The following is a 19,491-nucleotide window of genomic DNA, read 5'->3' as shown; positions in this document are numbered from 1 at the left end:
AAAAATGAGCACAATATCCATTGTTTTAACTAAAAATAGCTTCTAAAGTATCTACTTACCGACGACCATTTTTGTACAAATAGTCAAATAAAAATAAACGTGGAGATTTTATGCGGGTTTTGTATCAGTTTCCTTTGTCCCATTATTGTGAAAAAGCTCGCTGGTTGTTAGACCATAAAGAACTTGATTATGTGGCTCATAACTTAATTCCAGGCTTTCATCGTGCTTTTGCACAACTCAAAACAGGCCAAAATTTACTGCCTATTTTGAAAGATGATCATCAATGGATCGCTGAATCGACTAAAATTGCACTTTATCTGGATGATACTTATCCGGAGCATTCACTGTTACGTCGTGATGAACAATTAAGACAGCAAACATTAAAAATAGATAGCTTGGCTGATGAGCTGGGTATTCATGTCCGTCGTTGGGCTCTAGCTCACACATTGGCACATGGAGACCATGCTTTAGAAATTATGATGGGTGAACAAGGCTATTTACGTCAGTTTGAAAAAATATCGAAGCCATTCCTCAAAACACTGGTAAAGAAGAACTATAAACTTGAAGAAGAGCTAGTCAACCAGTCAAAAGAGCGCATGGATGAACTCATAAATGAACTAAATAACTGCTTAATCGAAAATCAGGCACGTTATATGGTAGGCGATCGCTTAAGTCTTGCTGATATCTCTGTCTGTTCTATGCTTGCTCCTTTATTAGAAATAAAGGGTACGCCGTGGGAGCGGGAAGAGGCTGAAGGTGTTTCGGAAGAATGGAATAACTATCAACAAAATTTACTCGCTTTACCTCTAGGTCAGTATGTTTTAAGAATATATCAAACTGAGCGTAATGCGCGAGTAGATTGGCGCGGAATTTAAAATTATAAAATGCCCTGAGAAAATCGGGGCTTATTTTTATCTTTGCTAGTTATTTTATTAATGTAGATATTACTATCAATTTTCTAAATGATTTTTATTAAGCCATTTGTTTATATTATTTTGATGCCAAAATTACTTTTTACAATATAAATTCCATTTTATCTAAATGACTAATAACTTTAATTTTTATGATTTTTTGGAAAATACAATTTTTCTAAATACTATTTTTAGCCAAAGTTAAGCCACTTTATTGTGCATGTGTTTACAATGTAATCAATAATTGCCACATTTAAGTGTAAATAGATGAGCTTAATAATAGACAGAAGATTAAAACATAGATTAAAGTAGAAACATGTGAGCAGTTTTAAAGGTATTAATTCTGCAAAACAGATTGAATAGAATAAGTGAAGCAAATGGATGGGTCCGACTTGGAAAAGTTGGCTCGATAATTGCAATTTAATAAAAAATCACTCTATTGCTCTATATGAATGATTCTATAGATAAATAGAGAGAATGATCATCAAGGAGTTCTTATGAAACGTTCTGCAACCTCTCTCATTATTTCAACAGTTATGCTTTGTACGGTTGGCGCTACTTCTCAAATTCAAGCAGCAGATACATTAGCTAAAATTAAAAGTACCGGAAAAATCGTAATTGGTCATCGAGAATCCTCAGATCCAATTTCATATGTTGTTGCAGGTAAACCAGTAGGTTATGCAGTCGATATCTGTAACCAGTTTGCAAATGACATTAAAAAAGAATTGAAAATGCCTAGCTTAAAAGTTGAGTACAAGGCAGTAACTTCATCAACACGTATTCCTGAGCTTTTGGCAGGCAATATTGATATGGAATGTGGTACCACTACAAACTCTAAACAACGTCAGCAACAAGTCGGTTTCTCAACTAACTACTATGCAACAGAAGTGCGCATGGCTGTTAAAGCAAACTCTGGCATTAAGAGTTTGGCGGACTTAAATGGTAAAGCAGTTGTTACTACTCAAGGCACTACATCTGACAAATACATTAAGATGAATGAAAAAGGTCAGGCTGTTAATGTTCAAAATATTTATGGTAAAGATCATGCTGACTCTTTTGCCATGATGGCATCTGGCCGTGCTGCTGCATTTGTAATGGATGATAATATTTTAGCAGGCTTGATTGCTAAGTCTTCTACACCTAAAGCTTTCGCAATTGTAGGTCCGGTACTTTCATCTGAACCTTATGGAATTATGCTTGCTAAAGATGATCCAAAATTTAAAGCGGTTGCAGACCGTACTGTAAATAACTTGTGGAAAACTGGTAAAATGGACGCTTTATATAAGAAGTGGTTCTTATCTCCAATTCCACCAAAAAACACGAATTTGAACATGCAACAAAGTTCATCTTATAAGAAATTAAAAGCTAACCCAACAGATGCAGGAATCTAACTGGATCTTTTTGTCCTAAATTTACTTGTGTAAGTGTAAAGATTCATTTGCACAAGTGGTCTATTTTCTAAAGATATTAATTTAAGGGGCAAACATGTCAGTCGGCTCGCTAAACTGGACTATATTCTGTGCGGAGTCTAATGAATATGGTGTCGATAAAGCCGCATGGGCAGAATCAGTTTGTAAAGCTATTGGTAGCTCAAGCTACAATGCTTATGCTGAGGCACCCACATGGTTACAAATGTTAGGTTCAGGCGTGTTCACTATGGTTTGGACAGCTATTATAGCCTTTCTTATCGCATTTTTATTAGGTTCTCTCCTAGGGGTAATTCGTACATTACCCAACAAACCTCTCGCATTTATCGGCAATTGTTACGTTGAAATTTTCCGTAATATTCCACTTATTGTGCAACTATTCTTCTGGGCTTTTGTTTTTCCCGAGTTTTTACCGGACAGCTTAAGTGCAGGTAGTGGGGATGTAGTTGCTGGTGGTTGGTGGAAAAATATTTTAAATCAGCAACCTGCGGTTATTGGTGTTTTTGCATTAGGTCTCTACACGGCTGCCCGTGTATCTGAGCACATACGTGCCGGAATTAATACCGTTTCTCGTGGACAGAAGTTCGCAGCTTCCGCTATGGGTTTTACTACTGCACAAAGCTATCGTTATGTCATTTTACCGGTTGCATATCGTACTGTATGGCCAACGATTACATCTGAAGCAATGAACGTTTTTAAAAATTCAGCTGTTTTATATGCGTTGAGTGTATTGAATTTCTTTGCTTACACGAAAACCATGCGTGAAGAAACTTCTCAGGACATTATCATTCTTATTCTCTCTACACCTGTTTATTTGATTATCACTTATAGCATTAAGTTTGTGATGGCATGGATTGAGAAACGAATGGCTGTACCTGGCTTAGGTTCAGGAGGGAAGTAATCATGGATTTTTCTTTATTACAAAACCCTGATGTGATCGCGGCACTCAAAGAAGGTTTCATTTTTACGCTTACCGTAACGGTATTAGCAATGATGGGCGGTATCCTAATTGGAACCCCATTGGCAATGATGCGTTTATCTAGCAATGCCATCGCAAGTAATTTTGCAAAATTTTATGTTGATCTGTTTCGTGGTATTCCACTGATTCAGGTGATCTTTATCTTCTACTTTTTGTTGCCGAAAATATTTGAGTTTCAATCTGATACCTATTGGGGTCCGTTGTTTTCGAGTGTCGTGACCTTTGCTATTTTTGAAGCAGCTTTTTTCTCGGAAATTGTACGTTCTGGAATTCAGTCTATTTCAAAAGGTCAGGTACATGCAGGCTATGCTCTAGGTTTTACCTACGGTCAATCAATGCGCTACGTGGTATTACCTCAAGCCTTTCGTAACATGCTCCCAGTATTGTTAACTCAAACAATCATTCTTTTTCAGGACATCTCTTTAGTTTATGTGATTAGTGCACCTGACTTTTTAGGTCGTGCAGATACATTGGCTAATACGTATGGACCTGAAACAAAAGCAACATTCTATTTAATCGTCGCTGTAGTGTATTTCTGTAGCTCGTTTGTGCTGTCGCATTTAGTCAAACGCTTACAGCAAAAAATTGCCATCATTCGCTAATTGGAGATTTTAAATGCCAATGATAGACATCCAACATATCTCTAAATGGTATGGTGATTTTCAAGTTTTAACAGATTGCACGACGAGTATTGAAAAAGGTGATGTCGTTGTTGTTTGCGGACCATCTGGTTCGGGAAAATCAACACTCATCAAAACAGTAAATGCTTTAGAACCATTTCAACAAGGTGACATTATTGTTGATGGAATTTCGCTTAAAGATCCAAAAACAGATCTCGCTAAATTTCGTTCACGAGTGGGAATGGTCTTTCAGCACTTTGAGCTTTTTCCGCACATGACTGTTTTGGAAAATTTGACGATTGCTCAAGTTAAAGTGTTAAAGCGTTCAGTTGCAGATGCTCGTGCAAAAGGTCTGAAATATTTAGAGCGTGTAGGCTTACTTGCTCATAAAGATAAATTTCCGGGGCAGTTGTCGGGTGGTCAGCAGCAACGTGTAGCGATTGCACGTGGCTTGTCTATGGACCCAATCTGTATGTTGTTTGATGAACCAACTTCTGCACTTGATCCTGAAATGGTCGGTGAGGTTCTTGAAGTTATGGTACAGCTCGCACATGAAGGCATGACCATGATGTGTGTTACTCATGAAATGGGCTTTGCTAAAAGAGTATCTAACCGTTTAATTTTTATGGATGAAGGTAAAATTTTAGAAGATTGCCCAACCCATGAGTTCTTTGATAATTTAGAAGCTCGTCATGAGCGTGCTAAACTTTTCTTAGAAAAAATTCAGGCGATGCACTAATAACCCTAATAAAAAAAGAGCCATTAAAGGCTCTTTTTTTATATCTAATTTTTAGAAACTATATTTTGCTAGCAGGTTGATACGTGAATAATCACCCTTGTCACCTGCAAAAGTTTCACGTTGACCGTAAGTATATTCTGCTCCTAAATCAATATTTTTAACTGGGTTCCAGATTAAATTGACTAAAGCGTTATAAATTTCTTTGTTATAGCTGGTATTGGTTAAATTGCTATTTGCATAGACATTATCATCTTTATATTGAATACCACCTACAGCAAAAGTAGAACGCAGAATAGGGCTCCATTTACGTTGATATCCAATTACTGCGCTATCGAATTCTCCTAAATTAATATCTTGTGTTGTTGTGTCATAGTTATAAGCCGAATTGCTATAAAGTAAATAACGGCCATCGCCTTTAACATGATAGTAGTTAGCAACCACGCTATCTTGAGGCGTTAAATCATATTTACCTCCAACGCCTACACCCCAGCCAAATTTTTCTTCAGAAGTACTATCTTTTGGAGCCACACGGTTTTCATGGGCAAGACCATGTAACTGTAATAGGCCTTTGTTATCCGTAGTTTTGAAATCATATCGTGCTGTTAAAGCAGGAAAACGGCTTCCACCGGCAGCATTACCAGCTTTTTCAACATCGCCACCCTCTAAGGCAACTAATATTTTTTGTTGTGCATTAATTGGCTGGGTGTAACGAACCTGTACTGTACGTGTAGTACCTGTACCAATAGCGCCATTAAAGTCTACTGTTTCTGGTGATGTATCTGTGTTTACAAACGGTGAGGTTGTTTGACCAGCTAACCATTTTCCTAAAGACATATAGGCATGACGAACACGGAAAGTACCATTGCCATTATCTCCATTGCCACCCATGAAATCGGCTTCAATTTTACCTGTTAAATCTCCATATTGAGTTGGACGAGTAATATCTAAGCCAATTCGTGAAGTTGCTGCAGATACATTTAGTGAGTCTTGTTTTGGATCATCTTTATTGAGTGGATAATTGGCACCATTTGAAATACTGCCATTTGAACCTTTAAAGTCATAGGTTGCATCTGCGCGAACACTACCATAAAGCTTGACTTGAGTTTGCCCATCGGCCATAGCCATCCAACCTGGTTTTGATGCAGGGGGTGTAGGGGTGGCAGGTGCTGCGAGAATTGTTGCTGGAGCAGTGACAGTTAAAGCTGTTTTTTGTTGATCAGATAGTTTCTGGACGAGTTGTTTTAACTCCTTTACCTCATCGCGTAAGGCGTTAACTTCAGCATCTGTAGCGGCATGCACAGGCATCGTCACGCTCATTGCACCTAAAGAACTCATTGCTAACACTAGTGTTTTGATCTTATTCACAGGAACTCCCCCGACATGGATAAAAATTTTCCTGCAAATACATAACAAAAATGATGCCAACTTTAAGAAACTTGAAAAATAGCCAAATTTTGATGATTACTTCCTTTTTAGCCTCAAATGATAGTGAGAATAAGAATTTTGCATCGATAAATCAGATTTAAGCATAAAACTGACTCTCTAAAATGAACCGCCTCTGACACTACTTGCACGTTTAAAAGGCATAAAAGACTTAAGCTCTATAAAAGAAATAGAGTTTTGCTACCCATAAACCTTTGTATTTTCAATGCAGAGGTGATGGTATAGGGTTATACTGTCTTTACTGTGAAATTCTGGCTGGAGATAAGAGTGGAGTTAGATCGTTTTGATAAACAAATTCTAGAAATTTTGTCTCATGAAGACTTAAATTTGAATGAACTTTCAGAACGGATCAATCTGTCAGTCAGTTCTGTGCATCGGCGTATTAAGCACCTGATTGAAGCCAACATCATGGGACAGCTCAAAAGGGAAATTAATTTTAGTAAGCTTGGTTTTACTTTACATATTTTATTGCAAGTTTCATTGAGTAAACATGATAGTGAAACATTTGATAAGTTTCTGTCTGAAATAGAAGCAATTCCAGAAGTAACTAATGCATTCTTAGTAACGGGGCAGAGTGCTGATTTTATTTTAGAGCTTGTAGCACGCAACATGGATGACTACAGTGAAATTTTATTAAGACGTATTGGAAAAATCGACAATGTAGTTGCTTTGCATTCTAGCTTTGTCATTAAAGAATATAATGTGTTTAATTGCTATAACTTGCTCAATAAGCTATAAAAAAACGCACCAAATGGTGCGTTTTCTTTGATTCAAATGTTTGATTTAAGCATCAAGTTGAGCCAAAACCTCATCCGAGAATTCAACGTTAGTATAAACGTTTTGTACATCGTCAAGATCTTCAAACATATCAATCATTTTAAGAATTTGTTTTGCTTGGTCAACATCGGTAATTTCAGCTTTTGTAGATGGACTCATCACAACTTCTGCGTTATCAGATTTTAAACCAGCAGCAGTAAGAGCATCTTGTACTTCACCGAAAGTTTCTGGTGAAGTGATTACCAAAATTTCATCTTCTGAAACTTCAATATCTTCAGCACCAGCTTCTAAAGCAACTTCCATGATTTTATCTTCTAAAGAAACATCTTCAAAAGTAATCTCACCACGTTTAGTAAATAGATAAGATACAGAACCCGCAGTTCCTAAGTTACCATTTGTTTTACTAAAACAGTGACGTACGTCTGGTACTGTACGGTTTAAGTTATCTGTCATTGTTTCAACAAGAACAGCAACCCCGCCAACACCATAACCTTCATAAGTTACTTCTTTTAGATCATCATTATCTTCACCACCAGCACCACGTTGGATAGCACGGTTAATGGTGTCACGTGTCATATTAACTGAGAGAGCTTTTTCAACTACTGCACGCAGACGAGGGTTGCTAGCAGGATCTCCACCACCAAGTTTGGCAGCAGTCACAATTTCACGAATATATTTAGTAAAAACCTTACCGCGACTTGCATCTTGTTTAGCTTTACGATGCTTAATATTGGCCCATTTAGAATGACCCGCCATGGACGTGAACTCCAAAAAAAGAAAATGCAAAAGTGCTGGAATATTAGCATAGGCTTGGTTTTGTTGAAAACTGTTGCCTGCGTTTTGTTAGCCAATTGAATAAGAACAATAAGCTTAAGACCTAATGATTGAGATTAGGTCAAATCAAGTCCAATTTGATTTAGTTAATTTTTACATCTATACCAAATTGAGCGTACAGCTCTTTAATGGTTTCCAAGTCTTTTTGTAAATCAGTCGGGTAAATTTTACCTAAAATCCCACCTTGTTTACTTCGAGCATTGGCATACATTAAAACAATAGGAACATTGGCTGCTTTTGCAATATGCCAAAAACCTGTACGGATAGGCTTACGTTCAGAGCCATCTTTAGCACGTGTAGCTTCTGGAGCAATCACTAAGTTAAAAGTTTCATGGGTTTGAAATTGTTCAACCATTTGCGAAACGATATCTTTACTTGCTTTACGATCAACAGGAATGCCACCCAATTTTTCTAAAATTGGCTTAAGGGGGCCTTTGAAAAGTTCTTTCTTTATTAGAGTATGAATTTTGATGTCTAACATTTGGAAGAGGGCAATCGAGAGCACTGCATCTAGATTTGAGGTATGTTCAAAGCCAATAATAACTTGTTTTTTCTCAAGAATTTGTGGGTCTACATTGTAGGTCCAACCAACGGCTTTAAAGATAGAGTTACCTAGAAATTTTTTCATACATCAGTGCAAATTGATAAATTTTCAGGATTCTAATATGAGTTTGTAAAAAAGCCTAGAAAAATTATGAAAGCTAAAGTAGAGCACAAAAGTTAAGGATTATCTAAGTTCTAAAATACTTTAAAAGTTCTTTTTTATTTTTCTCAAACTTCGTCTGAAAGTAATAACCTAGATAATTTTAAAATTAAGATACTGGCTGTGGTATCTCTTCATTAATTAAATATTCAATATATTTCCAAATTTTTTCAGGGTTAATAAGGTTTTTATCTGTCGTTCCATCAATAATCATCCCATCAATAATAGAAATAATGATATGAACAAGGGGTGTTGGATTTTCTATACCTAATTGATTAAGCTTTTCATGTAATAGATTAGTCAACCATTTTGTATATTCATAAAATGGTTCACGAATTGAAGTATATTGTTTAGATACTTCAATAAATGCCTTTTTAAATAAACAGCCATTAAATGTTTCGCTATTGATCCATTCAATATACCAATTAAAAATAATATGAATTTTCTCAAGAGGACTAGCATCTTGATGTAAACTTAATTGTTCATTGATTGAGTTTTGAATATTTATGTTTCGATGTTGCAAGCATTCCATAATTAAATTTTCCTTTGACGGAAAATATTTATAAAAAGTCATTTTTGCAACATTTGATTCAGCAATAATACGGTCAACACCAGTAGCATTGTACCCAATCTGATTAAATAAATTTAAAGCAGTATTTATAATATCTTCTTTTTTTGACATTACTATTCCATATAGTTAAAACTAATTATAACTTAATCTAAAATATTAAATTTTTAATACAAATTATGATAATAAAAAACTGATTTTGATTCAAGTTGAGATTGTGATAATGATTATCATTAATTGGATTTTTTTAAAATTTTTATTTGATTTCGTACGATTTTAATTCTAATATTAATCAATGAAGGAACATATTTAAATATTAATTTAAGTCATTGTTTTTATAATAAAATATGTAAAAATCGATTATGCTTCAATAAGTTTAATGAGAGCGGATATGCCTAAGAAATTTGAGAATTTTAATAATCCTAGAAAGAAAGCACTCGCAGGGATGAAACAAAGCATTTCAGCTGAACTATGGGAAAAAAATTCAAACTTTTTGACCCGATTAAGAGCAAAGATTGCAAAACATCCTGTATCTCATCATCCTGCAATCGATACTTTAAATAATGGCGAAATTAATAAAGAAGATTTAAAAAAAATTCATTTAGAGTATCGTCATGCAATTGTGCAAACTTTCACTGATGCATTGCTCATGGCGCAATTTCAAACTAAACAATTAGAGCCTAGATTGCATGCTGGTGCAAAAATGTACCCGCGTTTTCTTTTGAGTTTAAATATTTTTGATGAGTTTGGATTTCGGCCAGGATTGGATAAAGACGGCTACTATCAGGGAAATCCTGAATATGCTCATTATCCCTTATTTGAAGATATATTGAATGATTTTGGTATTACAGAACAAGATCGTCTAACTTATCATCCGACTGAAATTGCAGATCAGGTTAGAGTATTTTTAGAAAATGCTTATGATGACTATAAAGCTGTTTCAGCCTTATTAGCAGTCGCAGAGGAAGAAGTCATTCTATATAGTCCACCTTTACGTAGAGCAACTAAAGCAGTTGGTCTAGATGTGGAGGGTGGTGGTTATTATCATGTACATGGTATCTCTGAGGATGAAAGTGCTGAAGCAGCAGATGACGATCATGAAGAAGATTTATGGTATGTCTTGATGCAAGCTTGTACAGAAGAAGACTTTAACTATATTGAAAAATTATGCTTAGAGTATTGTGATTTATGGGAAAAGTTTTGGGATACACAATTAGAGAATTCTGAGCCCATGCGAAAGCAAATCTTAGCTTAATAGATGAAAGATGGATATTTAGTACGGAACGTAAGTGTATTTTAAAACATCTAAAATTTAGGGATAAAATAAATTTAAATTTTGAGTATTTTTTATAAGAGTAAAGCATATTCTATTTAGATATATATTAAAAAACCCCATAAACTTTTTGTTTATGAGGTTCGGTATTTGGTGGGCCCACACAGACTTGAACTGTGGACCAACGGATTATGAGTCCGCTGCTCTAACCAACTGAGCTATAGGCCCTATAAGTCAGAAAAGCTTTTAATCTCAATGCTTTTCAGTGCGTGCAATACTAATCAATTTTTTAATTAAACACAAGTCATTTTCTGAAGTAGACGCAAACTAAACCCAAAAATATTGTGTCTTATTGGTTAATATTTCAAGCGATAGTGATTCTAGCTTATGTGTACTTCAAGAGTAAAGTGGGAGAAGTTATTTATCGATCAATTAGAATTTATTCTATCAATCTATTGTGACGATGACTTAATTGTATTTGTAGTTTGAGACATTAATTCATATAAAATAAATTTTGTTTAAAATATAAGCAGGAATTGTAGATGTGCTGTTTGTGTGTTGTGAAAATATAGAATTAGAAAAAACTTATTTAAGATAAATATAAATGGTGATTAAAAATATTATATATTTTATATTGTAATTAAGCTTTAGATATATGGTAGATTACCTTTTTAATTATATATTTCGAAAAATAATAGTTACAATAATTCTCTTAATAGAGTTCTAGCCTATATGTAGTAAAAAATATGGACTATAAGGGCCAAATTACTTAAGAAAATAGTATTGTTAATTTTAGAGTATGTGTGAAACTTAAATTCAACTTATTAAAAAGTAAATATTAAGATATAAAGTTAGCAACTTTAATAATGAAAAATAAAAGTAACGAATAAAAGGATCTAATATTTTTTGATGCAAATAAATTTAATTAAAATATAATACTTTTTATTAAGGTGTTTGTTGTATTTTTCTAAAAAAGCTGTTAAGGGCGGTAATAGAAATTTTTATCATTAAAATATCTTTCCTTCTCTAAAGTATTTTCTATATAAAACCTAAATTGTGATTGTCTTCACAACAATACAAATATTTGTATCTTATAAACTTTATTCTTGACTAAAATACTTGGTTTTAATAAAGTATAAGTGTATTTTTTACAAAACAAAATATTATTGCTTAATCCTGAAATACAACAAGAGACCTACTTTCTAAGTAGGCTTTTTGTTTTTAGTAGTATTTAGATATAGAGTACAGAGTAATAAACTTAAGCTTTAAATAAACTAGATTTAACAAGAATTAAAACTATAAAAATCCTTAGACTTTCAGAACTAGCCTATAAATTTTCTTGAATAATTTGAATCAACTCTCTAGCTGCTTTAGGTAAAGGGCGATCTTGGAGCCAAATTAAATAAATAGATAGAGGTAAATGATTTTTTGTATTTTTAAAATCTAAAAGGACTAAGTGACCTTGATCAATTTTATCTTGTACTAGTGATAACGGAAAATTTCCCCAACCAAGTCCAGCTTCAACCATATTAATTGCTGTTTGTAGACTATTGGTTTTCCAGTACATTGCACCAATAATTGAACGGGGATCTTTCATTTCATGTTCACTACTCGCCACAACAATTTGTCTAATATTGATTAATTCTTCAATAGAAAACTGCTTTGTTCTATCTTGTAGAAGAGCGTGGTTAGAAGAAATCGTAGCCGCCACTGTTTCAGTCATTACCAATTGTAGATTCTCGCGCATTTTTATATTGAGGTCTGAACCCGCTAAGCAAAGACTGATTTGCTCCGTATAAAGTAAATTAACAATGTCGTCTTGGGGAGCAGTAATAACTTCTATGTTTAGTAAAGGGAATTTATCGGCTAGTTTCTTTATTGAGTGGAATAATAATTTTGTATTTACATCGGAAACAACGCCAATACGCAATTTACTTTCAAGTCCTAAAGAAAGTTCATGTGCATGAGTGCTAAATAGCCTAAGTTGTTCAGAAATGATCCGTGCTTGAGGTTCCAAGGCTAATGCTGTAGCGGTAGGAATGACCTTTCGAGGAGTCCGTTCAAATAATATATAACCCAATTCTGCTTCTAAATTAGCAACGGCCATACTTACTGCTGAGGGGACTCGATTTAGTTTACGAGCAGCCGCAGAGAAAGAACCTGTATCGAGTACCGTTATGAAAAGTTCAATATTTTCACTGTTAAAATTCATTTTGATATCAGCTGAACTGAAAGCTATTAACTTTATATATGATTTTGACTGAAATTAAAATATAAGGAATTAAGCAGAGTTTAGTGATTATGCAAGGTATAAAGCGTCGAATTGTATATGTTTCTTCCTATGAAATAATCGGAATGGTTATTTCATCAGTAGGGTTAGCGATTTTGGCAGGTGATAGTGTTGAACATACTGGACCATTATCCGTCATGATTACGACCATCGCTGTAACTTGGAATTTTATCTACAATATTTTATATGAGAAATGGGAAGCTAAACAAAGCAGTCATATCCGTACAGTTAAGCGTAGAGTTGGACATGCCATCGGGTTCCAGCTTACTTTGGTTCTGTTTTTAATTCCGCTTATTTCATGGTGGATGGATATTTCCCTGATTGCTGCTTTTTGGTTAGATGTGGCCTTTATTATCATTATTCCTGTCTATACTTTTATATTTAATTGGAGTTTTGATAAGTTATTTGGATTGCCTATTTCGGCACAGGCTAAAGCGCTAGCAGAATAACCGTAAAATTATTTTATAAGCTATCAAGGTGATTAACTTTGATAGCTTATTAAGTTCAATTATTTAATTTGATCAATCACTAATTGTTTTGAAAACTTGAGTTGAGCTTTCTTGGCGAAAATGTAGTAAATCAATGCAGTAGAAATAAGTCCTACAAGCCACGATAAATCGATTCCTCCTAACATTGCCGCAATTTGACCCGTATAGAATTTACTATCAATAAATGGTAGTTGAATCAAAATACCTAGAAAGTAGCAGGTAATTCCAATCCGATTCCAACGGCCATACTTACCATTTGGATCATACAGTGCATCTACATCACATTCTTCTTTAGAGATAAAGTAGTAATCAACAAGATTAATGGCACTCCACGGAATAAAAAAGGTGAGTAAAAACAAAATAAATGCTTTAAAGGCGCTTAAAAAAGTATGTTCACCTATAATTGCAATAAAGGTTGAGACTACAACCATAGCAAGGACAATCAGTAATCTTGTTATTTTTGAGATTTGATTTGTCGATTTGAAACTATTCCAAATCGTAGCAATACACATAAAACTGCCATAGGCATTTAAGGTCGTTAGAGTAACTTTCCCAAAAGCGATACTAAAATATAGAAAGATCACGACGAGGGCAATTGGGTTCATACCAACAACATATTGAACTTCATTTCCGACAAAATTGCCGTTTGCAACCTGAGCGATTAAAACGCCTAGGCTCATAGAAATTTGTGAGCCAATTAAAGAACCTAAGCCGACAGCCCAAAAAACACGAGATGAAGATGTTTTAGTTGGAAGATATCGAGAATAATCTGCAACATAGGGACCAAAAGAGATTTGCCAAGAAGCAGAAAGGGAAACTGCTAACAAGAATGAAGACCAGCTGAAATGACGTACTGCTAAGAGTTCAGAAAAATCAGAAAGTGCGAAGATCTGAGTCAAAATTATCACAAAAGCAATCAAACCAATAATACTGGCTACTTTGCCTACCAAATGGATTAAACGGTATCCAATCGTTGCGAATAAAATGATTAAACTTGCATAAATTAAGATACCAGTTGTATTGCTGACATGTGCCAAATGTGCAATTGCTTTACCCGCTAATACCTCTCCAGTTGCGGTAAAACCAATATACATAAGGCAAACGAGTATGATTGGAATGCACGCGCCATAAACCCCAAATTGCACACGGCTTGAAATCATTTGAGGGAGGCCAAGTTTAGGACCTTGGGCAGCATGTAGTGCCATGACGCCAGCACCAAAACATTGTCCTACTAATAAGCCAATAATAGACCAAAAAACATCCCCACCTAACACAACGGCTAGCGCGCCTGTCACAATAGCTGTGATTTGTAAGTTAGCACCAAACCATAGGGTGAATTGGGCAAATACTCCGCCATGTCTTTCATTTTCAGGAATAAAGTCGATGCTTCGGTTTTCTATAAAACTACTATTAGGTTTCCCAGCCGATGAGTCCATTTCACTCTCCTTATCCTTTAAGAGCCATCCTATTCTTATTCATTCATATTTGTATAAGCAAATATAAACATGTATATACAAGTAATTTTAAGAAGAATCAAATATTTTTGAAGTATTGGACGTTAAAATTGAGTTAAATAATTCATAGATAAGTAGAAAAAGTATTTGACTGATTTTATTTTTTAAAAGTTAAATGATAAAAAAATAATATATGAAAAAGCCCTCTGCAGAGGGCTCTATTTTATGCGTTTGCGTCTAAAACAAGTTGGAAATAAGTGGGAAGTTCAGAAAATTGTACCAGTTGGGTCTTATCTTCTTGCTTAAAATAATACTGATAATTTGGAGCGTCTAAATGGTTATCTAGATATTGGGTTGCATCTGTAAACTGTGCTTTTGCAATCGGCTTATCTTTCTTGCATTTAATAATAACAGGATTTACGGAGTTTAATTTTACAGGAACACCATTTTCAAATTTAGCAGTTTCAATCAATAAGGAAATTTTGAAATCTCCGAAGGTTACACAGAAGTGACCTCCATTTTCTGTCTTAATTTCTCGGTCGGAGAAAAGATCTTTAAATAAATTCTTGAGGGATTCTCTGTGTTTATCTAAGGCAACTTGAAATTCATGATCTCGTTGCTCGATCTTTTCTTGCTCTTCTTGTAGCAATTTGGCTTGCTTTTCAATTGTTGTAAAATCCAGCTTCATTTTAATATCTCCTTTGGTTGTTTTAAAACTATATATGGCAATCTTTTATTAAGTTTTAAAGAAACATACAGTATTTGTTACAACGGAATAATTAAGATGAGCTTTTGTATAAACCATCACAAATGTAAAAAATTTTGAAAATATAAGAATTTAAAGAAATTGTTGAGGAATAATTTTTATATTTGAAAATGTTGCTACATATTAAGGATAGATCTTTAATGTAGCAGCATATTTCTTATTTTGTACAATGTTTTGCCATAAGTGGAGTGCTTTTAATTTTAAAAAATCCTCCGCTACTCATTACACCAAGCATCACTAAAACTGTTCCTACTAACTGCCAGATATTGAGGGCTTGTCCAGTAAGTAGAGCAATTATCATACTGAACACTGGCACAAAGTTAAAAAAGACAGAAGCACGACCAGCACCTAACTTTTGTATGCCATTAAACCAGAATAGATAAGCAATCATGGTAGAGCAGATAACAACATATCCCATGGCTAAGTGCGCATTTATAGGGGCAGATGTAATCGCTGTAAGAGGATCTTCAAATATCACACTCAACAAACCAAGTGTTATTGCCCCGAACAGCATAGAAAAAGTTGTTGTTTCTAAGGGAGTAGCATTTTTTACATAACGGCGAGACAGTACATTTGCAAGACAAAATCCAAATGCGCCCAATAATATAAATAGATCTCCAATGTCTATTTTGAGGTGCAGCAAAGTCGTTATATGTCCCTGACTAATCACCAGTAACACACCACTTAAGCCAAATAAAACGCCTAAGAATTTATTAGTAGTAAGTTTTTCACCATCTAAAAGGATTGTCATTAATAGAGTCATTAATGGCGTGGTTGCCATAATTAAAGCACCGTTAACAGCTGATGTGGTTTGAAGTCCATAAAAACAGCCAATGTTGAATCCTGCAATTCCGATAATACCAATAATCAAATAGATTACTAGATTCTGTCTTAAGGCTGTCCATCTAAGCTGGCCTGTTATTGAAAAGATTAAGAGTAAGCCTAGACTTGCAATAAAAAAACGTTCAGACGCAGCAGATAACGGGGGCATATGTTGAATAATATAAGACATTGCATTAAATGCTGATCCCCAAAAAAACATCGTTAAGACAACACCAGCATAGGCATAAGCCACCGTTCTGTTCATGGACAGGCTCCCATTATGAAAGGTTTTATTCTCGGCAAATCTATAAAGGTGTACAATTCCATATTAATACACTTCTAATGTGAAAATTTGCACAATGATTGATTGGGAAAATTTGCATTACTTTTCAGTTTTTACCGAAGAAAAGTCACTTTCCGCTGCTGCTAGAAAATTGGGTGTAGACCATGCAACTGTATCCAGAAGAATTGCCCAGCTAGAACAAAATTTAAAACTTAAATTAGTTGATCGTAGGCCACGGACATACATTCTGACTCCTGACGGAGAGCGTCTTGCACAAGTAGTTGCTCGTATGATGGAAGAAACTTTTTCTATCGAGCGTTTAACTCAAGCAGGTCAGCAAGAAGTAATGGGAAGTGTCTCTATTAGTATGCCTCCCTTAACTGCTGCACATCTCATCATGCCTCATTTGGGTAAATTTTATCGCCATTATCCGCAATTAAAATTACGGGTGCTCGGTGATGTTCATTATGTTTCTTTACAGCATAGTGAGGCTGATATTGCGGTACGATTTGGACGTCCCAAAGATGAAAATTTAGTTGCTCGCAAAGTAGGTGAAATACCTTTTGGAATATATGCAGGTCCAAATTATTTAGCTTCAACAGATCCTGAAAATTATGAATGGATTAGTGTAGAAGTGGGGGGAGTGCATGGTCAAAAACAGCAAAAATTAAAAGAAAGGTTAAGTCATAAAGAACCTATAATGGTTACCAATAATCCCGAGTTACAGTGGAGAGCTGCATGTGGAGAAATTGGTTTAGCGGTCTTACCTGATTTTTTAGGAGCTCTGAGTAATTTGATCAGATTACAAGATGATTATCCGATGAGTGCTGAAATATGGTTAGTCACACACGAAGATTTGCGACATAGCCCTGCAATACGTGTAGTAATGGATTTTCTTATATCTTGTTTTGAAGCTTTTAAGGTCTAATCTGTTAATTGCGATCCATTTGTATATCTAATCTGTTAATTGCGATCCATTTGTATATCTAATCTGTTAATTGCGATCCATTTGTATAAAAGCTACTGGAGTCCGCAGCTTTTATATTGAGATAAATTTTAAGCCAGACTGATTTCTATTCCTCTACGTAAATTAGATTGGTCCTGTTCGGAGTTTAAATCAATTTTGGCATACGATGTGGCAAGTATGCGTCGAGCAGCAAAATTAATTGGTTTTTCTAGCAACTTAGGTAATTTGATACCTAAGGGGTTACTTTCGGTTTGAGATACCTCGGTTTTGACCCTAGTTCCCATAATATAGTCAAACCATGGTTTGGTAACGCACCAATTAGCATTTTGATTGCTTGTCATATGATGATCATAGTGCCAAGGGATACGTTTCTTAGCATATTCAGGGTCTAAATGGGCTTTTGAATGTACACGCCAATAATTCCATAAGCCATAATAAAGCCCAGCTGTAAAAAAGGGCGCTACTGGTAAGAATACTGTTGCAGCACCAGCTAAACTAATTAATGCTGTTTTTTCATTATAAATTTCTGCATTTTTGAACATTGATTCTGCATAACCTTCATCATGAAAATTATTTAAGCGAGCACGTTTATGATGAGCAATATGAGTAAAAAAAGGGCTATTACGATACTTAGTTGGATATTCGTGTAACCAAACTTTATGGAAGTACCATTCAAGGCCATTTGCAACAAAAATACCGACAGGAAACCCGAGCATACTAATTACTTCTCATGAATCATAATTTAAATGCATTGTAAAATAAGAAAGTTTTATCGTTTTGACTTTATAGGCAGTCCAAGAACTGCCTATAAAATCAATTTTATTGCTTTTGTTTGCGTTGGCGATATGCGCTTGGAGTTTCACCAGTCCAACGTTTAAAAGCTCGTGTAAATGCAGAGGGTTCAGAAAAGCCAGTTAAATAAACAATTTGATCAAGGGTTTCTTTGGTGTTTGCAAGTAAACGTCTTGCAAGCTTCTCTCGATGCTGGTTTAAAATTTTCTCGTAATTAGTATTAATTGCTTGTAAATCAGCTCGAAGGGTACGTGGGTTACGATTTAATTGTTCAGCAATAAATTTTTGATCGAATTGACCAGATTCAAGTAAACCATTGCTGAGCAAGCGCTCAATCGCATAAACAAGTTGATGCTTTTCTAAGTTTGATAGTTGCTGTTCAGCAATTGTTTCATGAATTTTTAATAATTCAGGTTCAGCCGCTGGTGATGCTTTATTCAATAATGTACTAGGAAAAATTATAGCACCTTGTTTTTGGTTTAAAATTACCGGGCATTTCCAAGCTTCTTGATAATTATTAGCTGAAGCACCTTGTTGATAAGGTAATGTAATTTGGCTAGGTCTAAACTCGTTATTTGTAATATATTTAAAAAAATTAAGAAAAATACCGATACCACATTCAAGATAATGTCTTACAGGGTGTTCAAAACCTACTAATAACGCGATATCTTTTTCAACAATTAAAGAAAGATTAAATACATCGGTTAACAGGTCCTGATATCTTAAAGCACGTTGTAAACCTTCACCGAAAGTAGAACTACTTAAAAATAAATATTCAATAACTAAACCTCTGAAAGCAGGCATTTGACTACCTACATGCAAACCAATATCAGGATCTTCACTTATTTCTTCTGCCGCTGTCCAAAATCGCTGTTGAGTAGAATTGTCTCTACGAATATTTTTATCGGGCGGTTGATTGGGTAAATTTACACTTGCAAAAATAGATGCTGCATCTAATCCCATTTGCTGCATAGTTTGATAAGTCATCCATAAAAAAATTCCGGCATCGGAAGAATTTTTTGACATGTTTTTTATAAATATCCAGAAAGTTGTACAATGCATTCAATCATGAATTTATTGTTAATACGATATTCTTACCTATAAATTTCATTGATCAGAAAAAAAGCCTGCATCTTCACGTGCCTGTTTTAAAGCTAAAATAAAAGATATTAGTAAAAGTAGCCCTATGAGGAAAAGAAAAAGATCAATTTTACTGATCGCGTAACCTATACTTGTAGCTCCTAGACTTAGTAAAACAATACATAATATTTTCCAAAAAATGAGCATGTTACGTTCTGATAAAAGCCTAAGAATATTGTTTGTAATTGAAGGGGATTTCTAAATTTATTTATGTT

20 protein-coding genes and 1 tRNA gene are annotated in these 19,491 nt (G+C 34.7%); 9 read left to right on the top strand and 12 right to left on the bottom strand.

Annotated elements, in window-relative coordinates:
- Positions 1-110 precede the first annotated feature (110 nt).
- From H7R46_RS10040 to H7R46_RS10020, 5 genes are all read left to right on the top strand, one after another.
- Positions 111-875: a glutathione S-transferase family protein gene (locus tag H7R46_RS10040; RefSeq protein ID WP_005069660.1), complete on the top strand. Its 765-nt coding sequence runs from the start codon at positions 111-113 to the stop codon at positions 873-875.
- Between the two features lie 533 nt (positions 876-1,408).
- Positions 1,409-2,302 carry an amino acid ABC transporter substrate-binding protein gene (locus H7R46_RS10035; protein ID WP_002114541.1) on the top strand — a complete coding sequence of 298 codons (894 nt, stop codon included), beginning with the start codon at positions 1,409-1,411 and terminating at the stop codon, positions 2,300-2,302.
- A gap of 94 nt (positions 2,303-2,396) precedes the next feature.
- A complete protein-coding gene (locus H7R46_RS10030) occupies positions 2,397-3,239 on the top strand; it encodes an amino acid ABC transporter permease (RefSeq protein WP_002114400.1) in 843 nt (280 codons plus the stop codon).
- Between the two features lie 2 nt (positions 3,240-3,241).
- Positions 3,242-3,919, top strand: coding sequence for an amino acid ABC transporter permease (locus H7R46_RS10025; RefSeq protein WP_016145033.1), 678 nt, complete (start codon positions 3,242-3,244; stop codon positions 3,917-3,919).
- A 13-nt stretch (positions 3,920-3,932) separates the two neighbouring features.
- Positions 3,933-4,676, top strand: a complete 744-nt coding sequence (locus H7R46_RS10020; protein ID WP_002114298.1) for an amino acid ABC transporter ATP-binding protein — start codon at positions 3,933-3,935, stop codon at positions 4,674-4,676.
- Between the two features lie 51 nt (positions 4,677-4,727).
- Here H7R46_RS10020 and H7R46_RS10015 read toward each other — a convergent pair whose 3' ends face one another.
- Complete coding sequence (locus H7R46_RS10015; protein WP_032012989.1) at positions 4,728-6,041, bottom strand: DcaP family trimeric outer membrane transporter; 1,314 nt, start codon at positions 6,039-6,041, stop codon at positions 4,728-4,730.
- A gap of 345 nt (positions 6,042-6,386) precedes the next feature.
- On the opposite strand from H7R46_RS10015, the gene H7R46_RS10010 reads away from it, so the two are divergent.
- Complete coding sequence (locus H7R46_RS10010) at positions 6,387-6,857, top strand: Lrp/AsnC family transcriptional regulator (RefSeq protein ID WP_002050132.1); 471 nt, start codon at positions 6,387-6,389, stop codon at positions 6,855-6,857.
- Between the two features lie 45 nt (positions 6,858-6,902).
- Here the strand turns inward: H7R46_RS10010 and H7R46_RS10005 are convergent, their stop codons facing one another.
- The 3 genes from H7R46_RS10005 to H7R46_RS09995 form a co-directional block, all read right to left on the bottom strand.
- Positions 6,903-7,652, bottom strand: a complete 750-nt coding sequence (locus H7R46_RS10005) for a YebC/PmpR family DNA-binding transcriptional regulator (protein WP_002114471.1) — start codon at positions 7,650-7,652, stop codon at positions 6,903-6,905.
- A 160-nt stretch (positions 7,653-7,812) separates the two neighbouring features.
- On the bottom strand, positions 7,813-8,358 hold the full coding sequence (locus H7R46_RS10000) for a 1-acyl-sn-glycerol-3-phosphate acyltransferase (protein WP_002114566.1): 546 nt from the start codon (positions 8,356-8,358) through the stop codon (positions 7,813-7,815).
- A 184-nt stretch (positions 8,359-8,542) separates the two neighbouring features.
- Positions 8,543-9,115: a TetR/AcrR family transcriptional regulator gene (locus H7R46_RS09995; protein ID WP_005069654.1), complete on the bottom strand. Its 573-nt coding sequence runs from the start codon at positions 9,113-9,115 to the stop codon at positions 8,543-8,545.
- 277 nt (positions 9,116-9,392) lie between these two features.
- On the opposite strand from H7R46_RS09995, the gene H7R46_RS09990 reads away from it, so the two are divergent.
- On the top strand, positions 9,393-10,256 hold the full coding sequence (locus H7R46_RS09990; protein WP_005069652.1) for an iron-containing redox enzyme family protein: 864 nt from the start codon (positions 9,393-9,395) through the stop codon (positions 10,254-10,256).
- A gap of 169 nt (positions 10,257-10,425) precedes the next feature.
- Here H7R46_RS09990 and H7R46_RS09985 read toward each other — a convergent pair.
- Positions 10,426-10,502 (bottom strand) — tRNA-Ile (locus tag H7R46_RS09985).
- Positions 10,503-11,601: 1,099 nt separating this feature from the next.
- Positions 11,602-12,486, bottom strand: coding sequence for a LysR family transcriptional regulator (locus H7R46_RS09980; protein ID WP_005069649.1), 885 nt, complete (start codon positions 12,484-12,486; stop codon positions 11,602-11,604).
- 89 nt (positions 12,487-12,575) lie between these two features.
- Between H7R46_RS09980 and H7R46_RS09975 the strand changes: the two genes are divergently transcribed.
- Positions 12,576-13,013: a PACE efflux transporter gene (locus tag H7R46_RS09975; protein WP_005069647.1), complete on the top strand. Its 438-nt coding sequence runs from the start codon at positions 12,576-12,578 to the stop codon at positions 13,011-13,013.
- A 59-nt stretch (positions 13,014-13,072) separates the two neighbouring features.
- On the opposite strand, the gene H7R46_RS09970 is transcribed toward H7R46_RS09975, so the two are convergent.
- The 3 genes from H7R46_RS09970 to H7R46_RS09960 form a co-directional block, all read right to left on the bottom strand.
- Positions 13,073-14,488 (bottom strand): purine-cytosine permease family protein, encoded by a 1,416-nt coding sequence (locus H7R46_RS09970; RefSeq protein ID WP_005069645.1) that lies wholly within the window; start codon positions 14,486-14,488, stop codon positions 13,073-13,075.
- 241 nt (positions 14,489-14,729) lie between these two features.
- The gene (locus H7R46_RS09965; RefSeq protein ID WP_005069642.1) at positions 14,730-15,194 is read right to left on the bottom strand and encodes a hypothetical protein; all 465 of its coding nucleotides are present in this window, start codon (positions 15,192-15,194) and stop codon (positions 14,730-14,732) included.
- Between the two features lie 235 nt (positions 15,195-15,429).
- Positions 15,430-16,359 (bottom strand): DMT family transporter, encoded by a 930-nt coding sequence (locus H7R46_RS09960; protein WP_005069641.1) that lies wholly within the window; start codon positions 16,357-16,359, stop codon positions 15,430-15,432.
- Between the two features lie 94 nt (positions 16,360-16,453).
- Here H7R46_RS09960 and H7R46_RS09955 point away from each other — a divergent pair, with 94 nt between their 5' ends.
- Complete coding sequence (locus tag H7R46_RS09955) at positions 16,454-17,305, top strand: LysR family transcriptional regulator (RefSeq protein ID WP_005069638.1); 852 nt, start codon at positions 16,454-16,456, stop codon at positions 17,303-17,305.
- 128 nt (positions 17,306-17,433) lie between these two features.
- On the opposite strand, the gene H7R46_RS09950 is transcribed toward H7R46_RS09955, so the two are convergent.
- The 3 genes from H7R46_RS09950 to H7R46_RS19220 form a co-directional block, all read right to left on the bottom strand.
- The gene (locus tag H7R46_RS09950; RefSeq protein WP_005069636.1) at positions 17,434-18,060 is read right to left on the bottom strand and encodes a sterol desaturase family protein; all 627 of its coding nucleotides are present in this window, start codon (positions 18,058-18,060) and stop codon (positions 17,434-17,436) included.
- 103 nt (positions 18,061-18,163) lie between these two features.
- Entirely contained in the window at positions 18,164-19,162 is a 999-nt protein-coding gene (locus H7R46_RS09945; RefSeq protein ID WP_005069634.1) for an AraC family transcriptional regulator, read from the bottom strand.
- An 81-nt stretch (positions 19,163-19,243) separates the two neighbouring features.
- Positions 19,244-19,423 carry a hypothetical protein gene (locus H7R46_RS19220; protein WP_002115975.1) on the bottom strand — a complete coding sequence of 60 codons (180 nt, stop codon included), beginning with the start codon at positions 19,421-19,423 and terminating at the stop codon, positions 19,244-19,246.
- Positions 19,424-19,491 lie beyond the last annotated feature (68 nt).

It is taken from the genome of Acinetobacter sp. BEC1-S18-ESBL-01 (assembly GCF_014169935.1).
Lineage (GTDB): Bacteria > Pseudomonadota > Gammaproteobacteria > Pseudomonadales > Moraxellaceae > Acinetobacter > Acinetobacter pittii.
This window is presented reverse-complemented; position numbering and strand designations above follow the sequence as displayed.

Bases quoted from the DNA above. Each gene is read 5' to 3' on its own strand.
- H7R46_RS10040 (WP_005069660.1), top strand. From the start codon at position 111: ATGCGGGTTTTGTATCAGTTTCCTTTGTCCCATTATTGTGAAAAAGCT.
- H7R46_RS10035 (WP_002114541.1), top strand. From the start codon at position 1,409: ATGAAACGTTCTGCAACCTCTCTCATTATTTCAACAGTTATGCTTTGT.
- H7R46_RS10030 (WP_002114400.1), top strand. From the start codon at position 2,397: ATGTCAGTCGGCTCGCTAAACTGGACTATATTCTGTGCGGAGTCTAAT.
- H7R46_RS10025 (WP_016145033.1), top strand. From the start codon at position 3,242: ATGGATTTTTCTTTATTACAAAACCCTGATGTGATCGCGGCACTCAAA.
- H7R46_RS10020 (WP_002114298.1), top strand. From the start codon at position 3,933: ATGCCAATGATAGACATCCAACATATCTCTAAATGGTATGGTGATTTT.
- H7R46_RS10005 (WP_002114471.1), bottom strand. From the start codon at position 7,652: ATGGCGGGTCATTCTAAATGGGCCAATATTAAGCATCGTAAAGCTAAA.
- H7R46_RS10000 (WP_002114566.1), bottom strand. From the start codon at position 8,358: ATGAAAAAATTTCTAGGTAACTCTATCTTTAAAGCCGTTGGTTGGACC.
- H7R46_RS09995 (WP_005069654.1), bottom strand. From the start codon at position 9,115: ATGTCAAAAAAAGAAGATATTATAAATACTGCTTTAAATTTATTTAAT.
- H7R46_RS09990 (WP_005069652.1), top strand. From the start codon at position 9,393: ATGCCTAAGAAATTTGAGAATTTTAATAATCCTAGAAAGAAAGCACTC.
- H7R46_RS09980 (WP_005069649.1), bottom strand. From the start codon at position 12,486: ATGAATTTTAACAGTGAAAATATTGAACTTTTCATAACGGTACTCGAT.
- H7R46_RS09975 (WP_005069647.1), top strand. From the start codon at position 12,576: ATGCAAGGTATAAAGCGTCGAATTGTATATGTTTCTTCCTATGAAATA.
- H7R46_RS09970 (WP_005069645.1), bottom strand. From the start codon at position 14,488: ATGGACTCATCGGCTGGGAAACCTAATAGTAGTTTTATAGAAAACCGA.
- H7R46_RS09965 (WP_005069642.1), bottom strand. From the start codon at position 15,194: ATGAAGCTGGATTTTACAACAATTGAAAAGCAAGCCAAATTGCTACAA.
- H7R46_RS09960 (WP_005069641.1), bottom strand. From the start codon at position 16,359: ATGAACAGAACGGTGGCTTATGCCTATGCTGGTGTTGTCTTAACGATG.
- H7R46_RS09955 (WP_005069638.1), top strand. From the start codon at position 16,454: ATGATTGATTGGGAAAATTTGCATTACTTTTCAGTTTTTACCGAAGAA.
- H7R46_RS09950 (WP_005069636.1), bottom strand. From the start codon at position 18,060: ATGCTCGGGTTTCCTGTCGGTATTTTTGTTGCAAATGGCCTTGAATGG.
- H7R46_RS09945 (WP_005069634.1), bottom strand. From the start codon at position 19,162: ATGTCAAAAAATTCTTCCGATGCCGGAATTTTTTTATGGATGACTTAT.
- H7R46_RS19220 (WP_002115975.1), bottom strand. From the start codon at position 19,423: ATGCTCATTTTTTGGAAAATATTATGTATTGTTTTACTAAGTCTAGGA.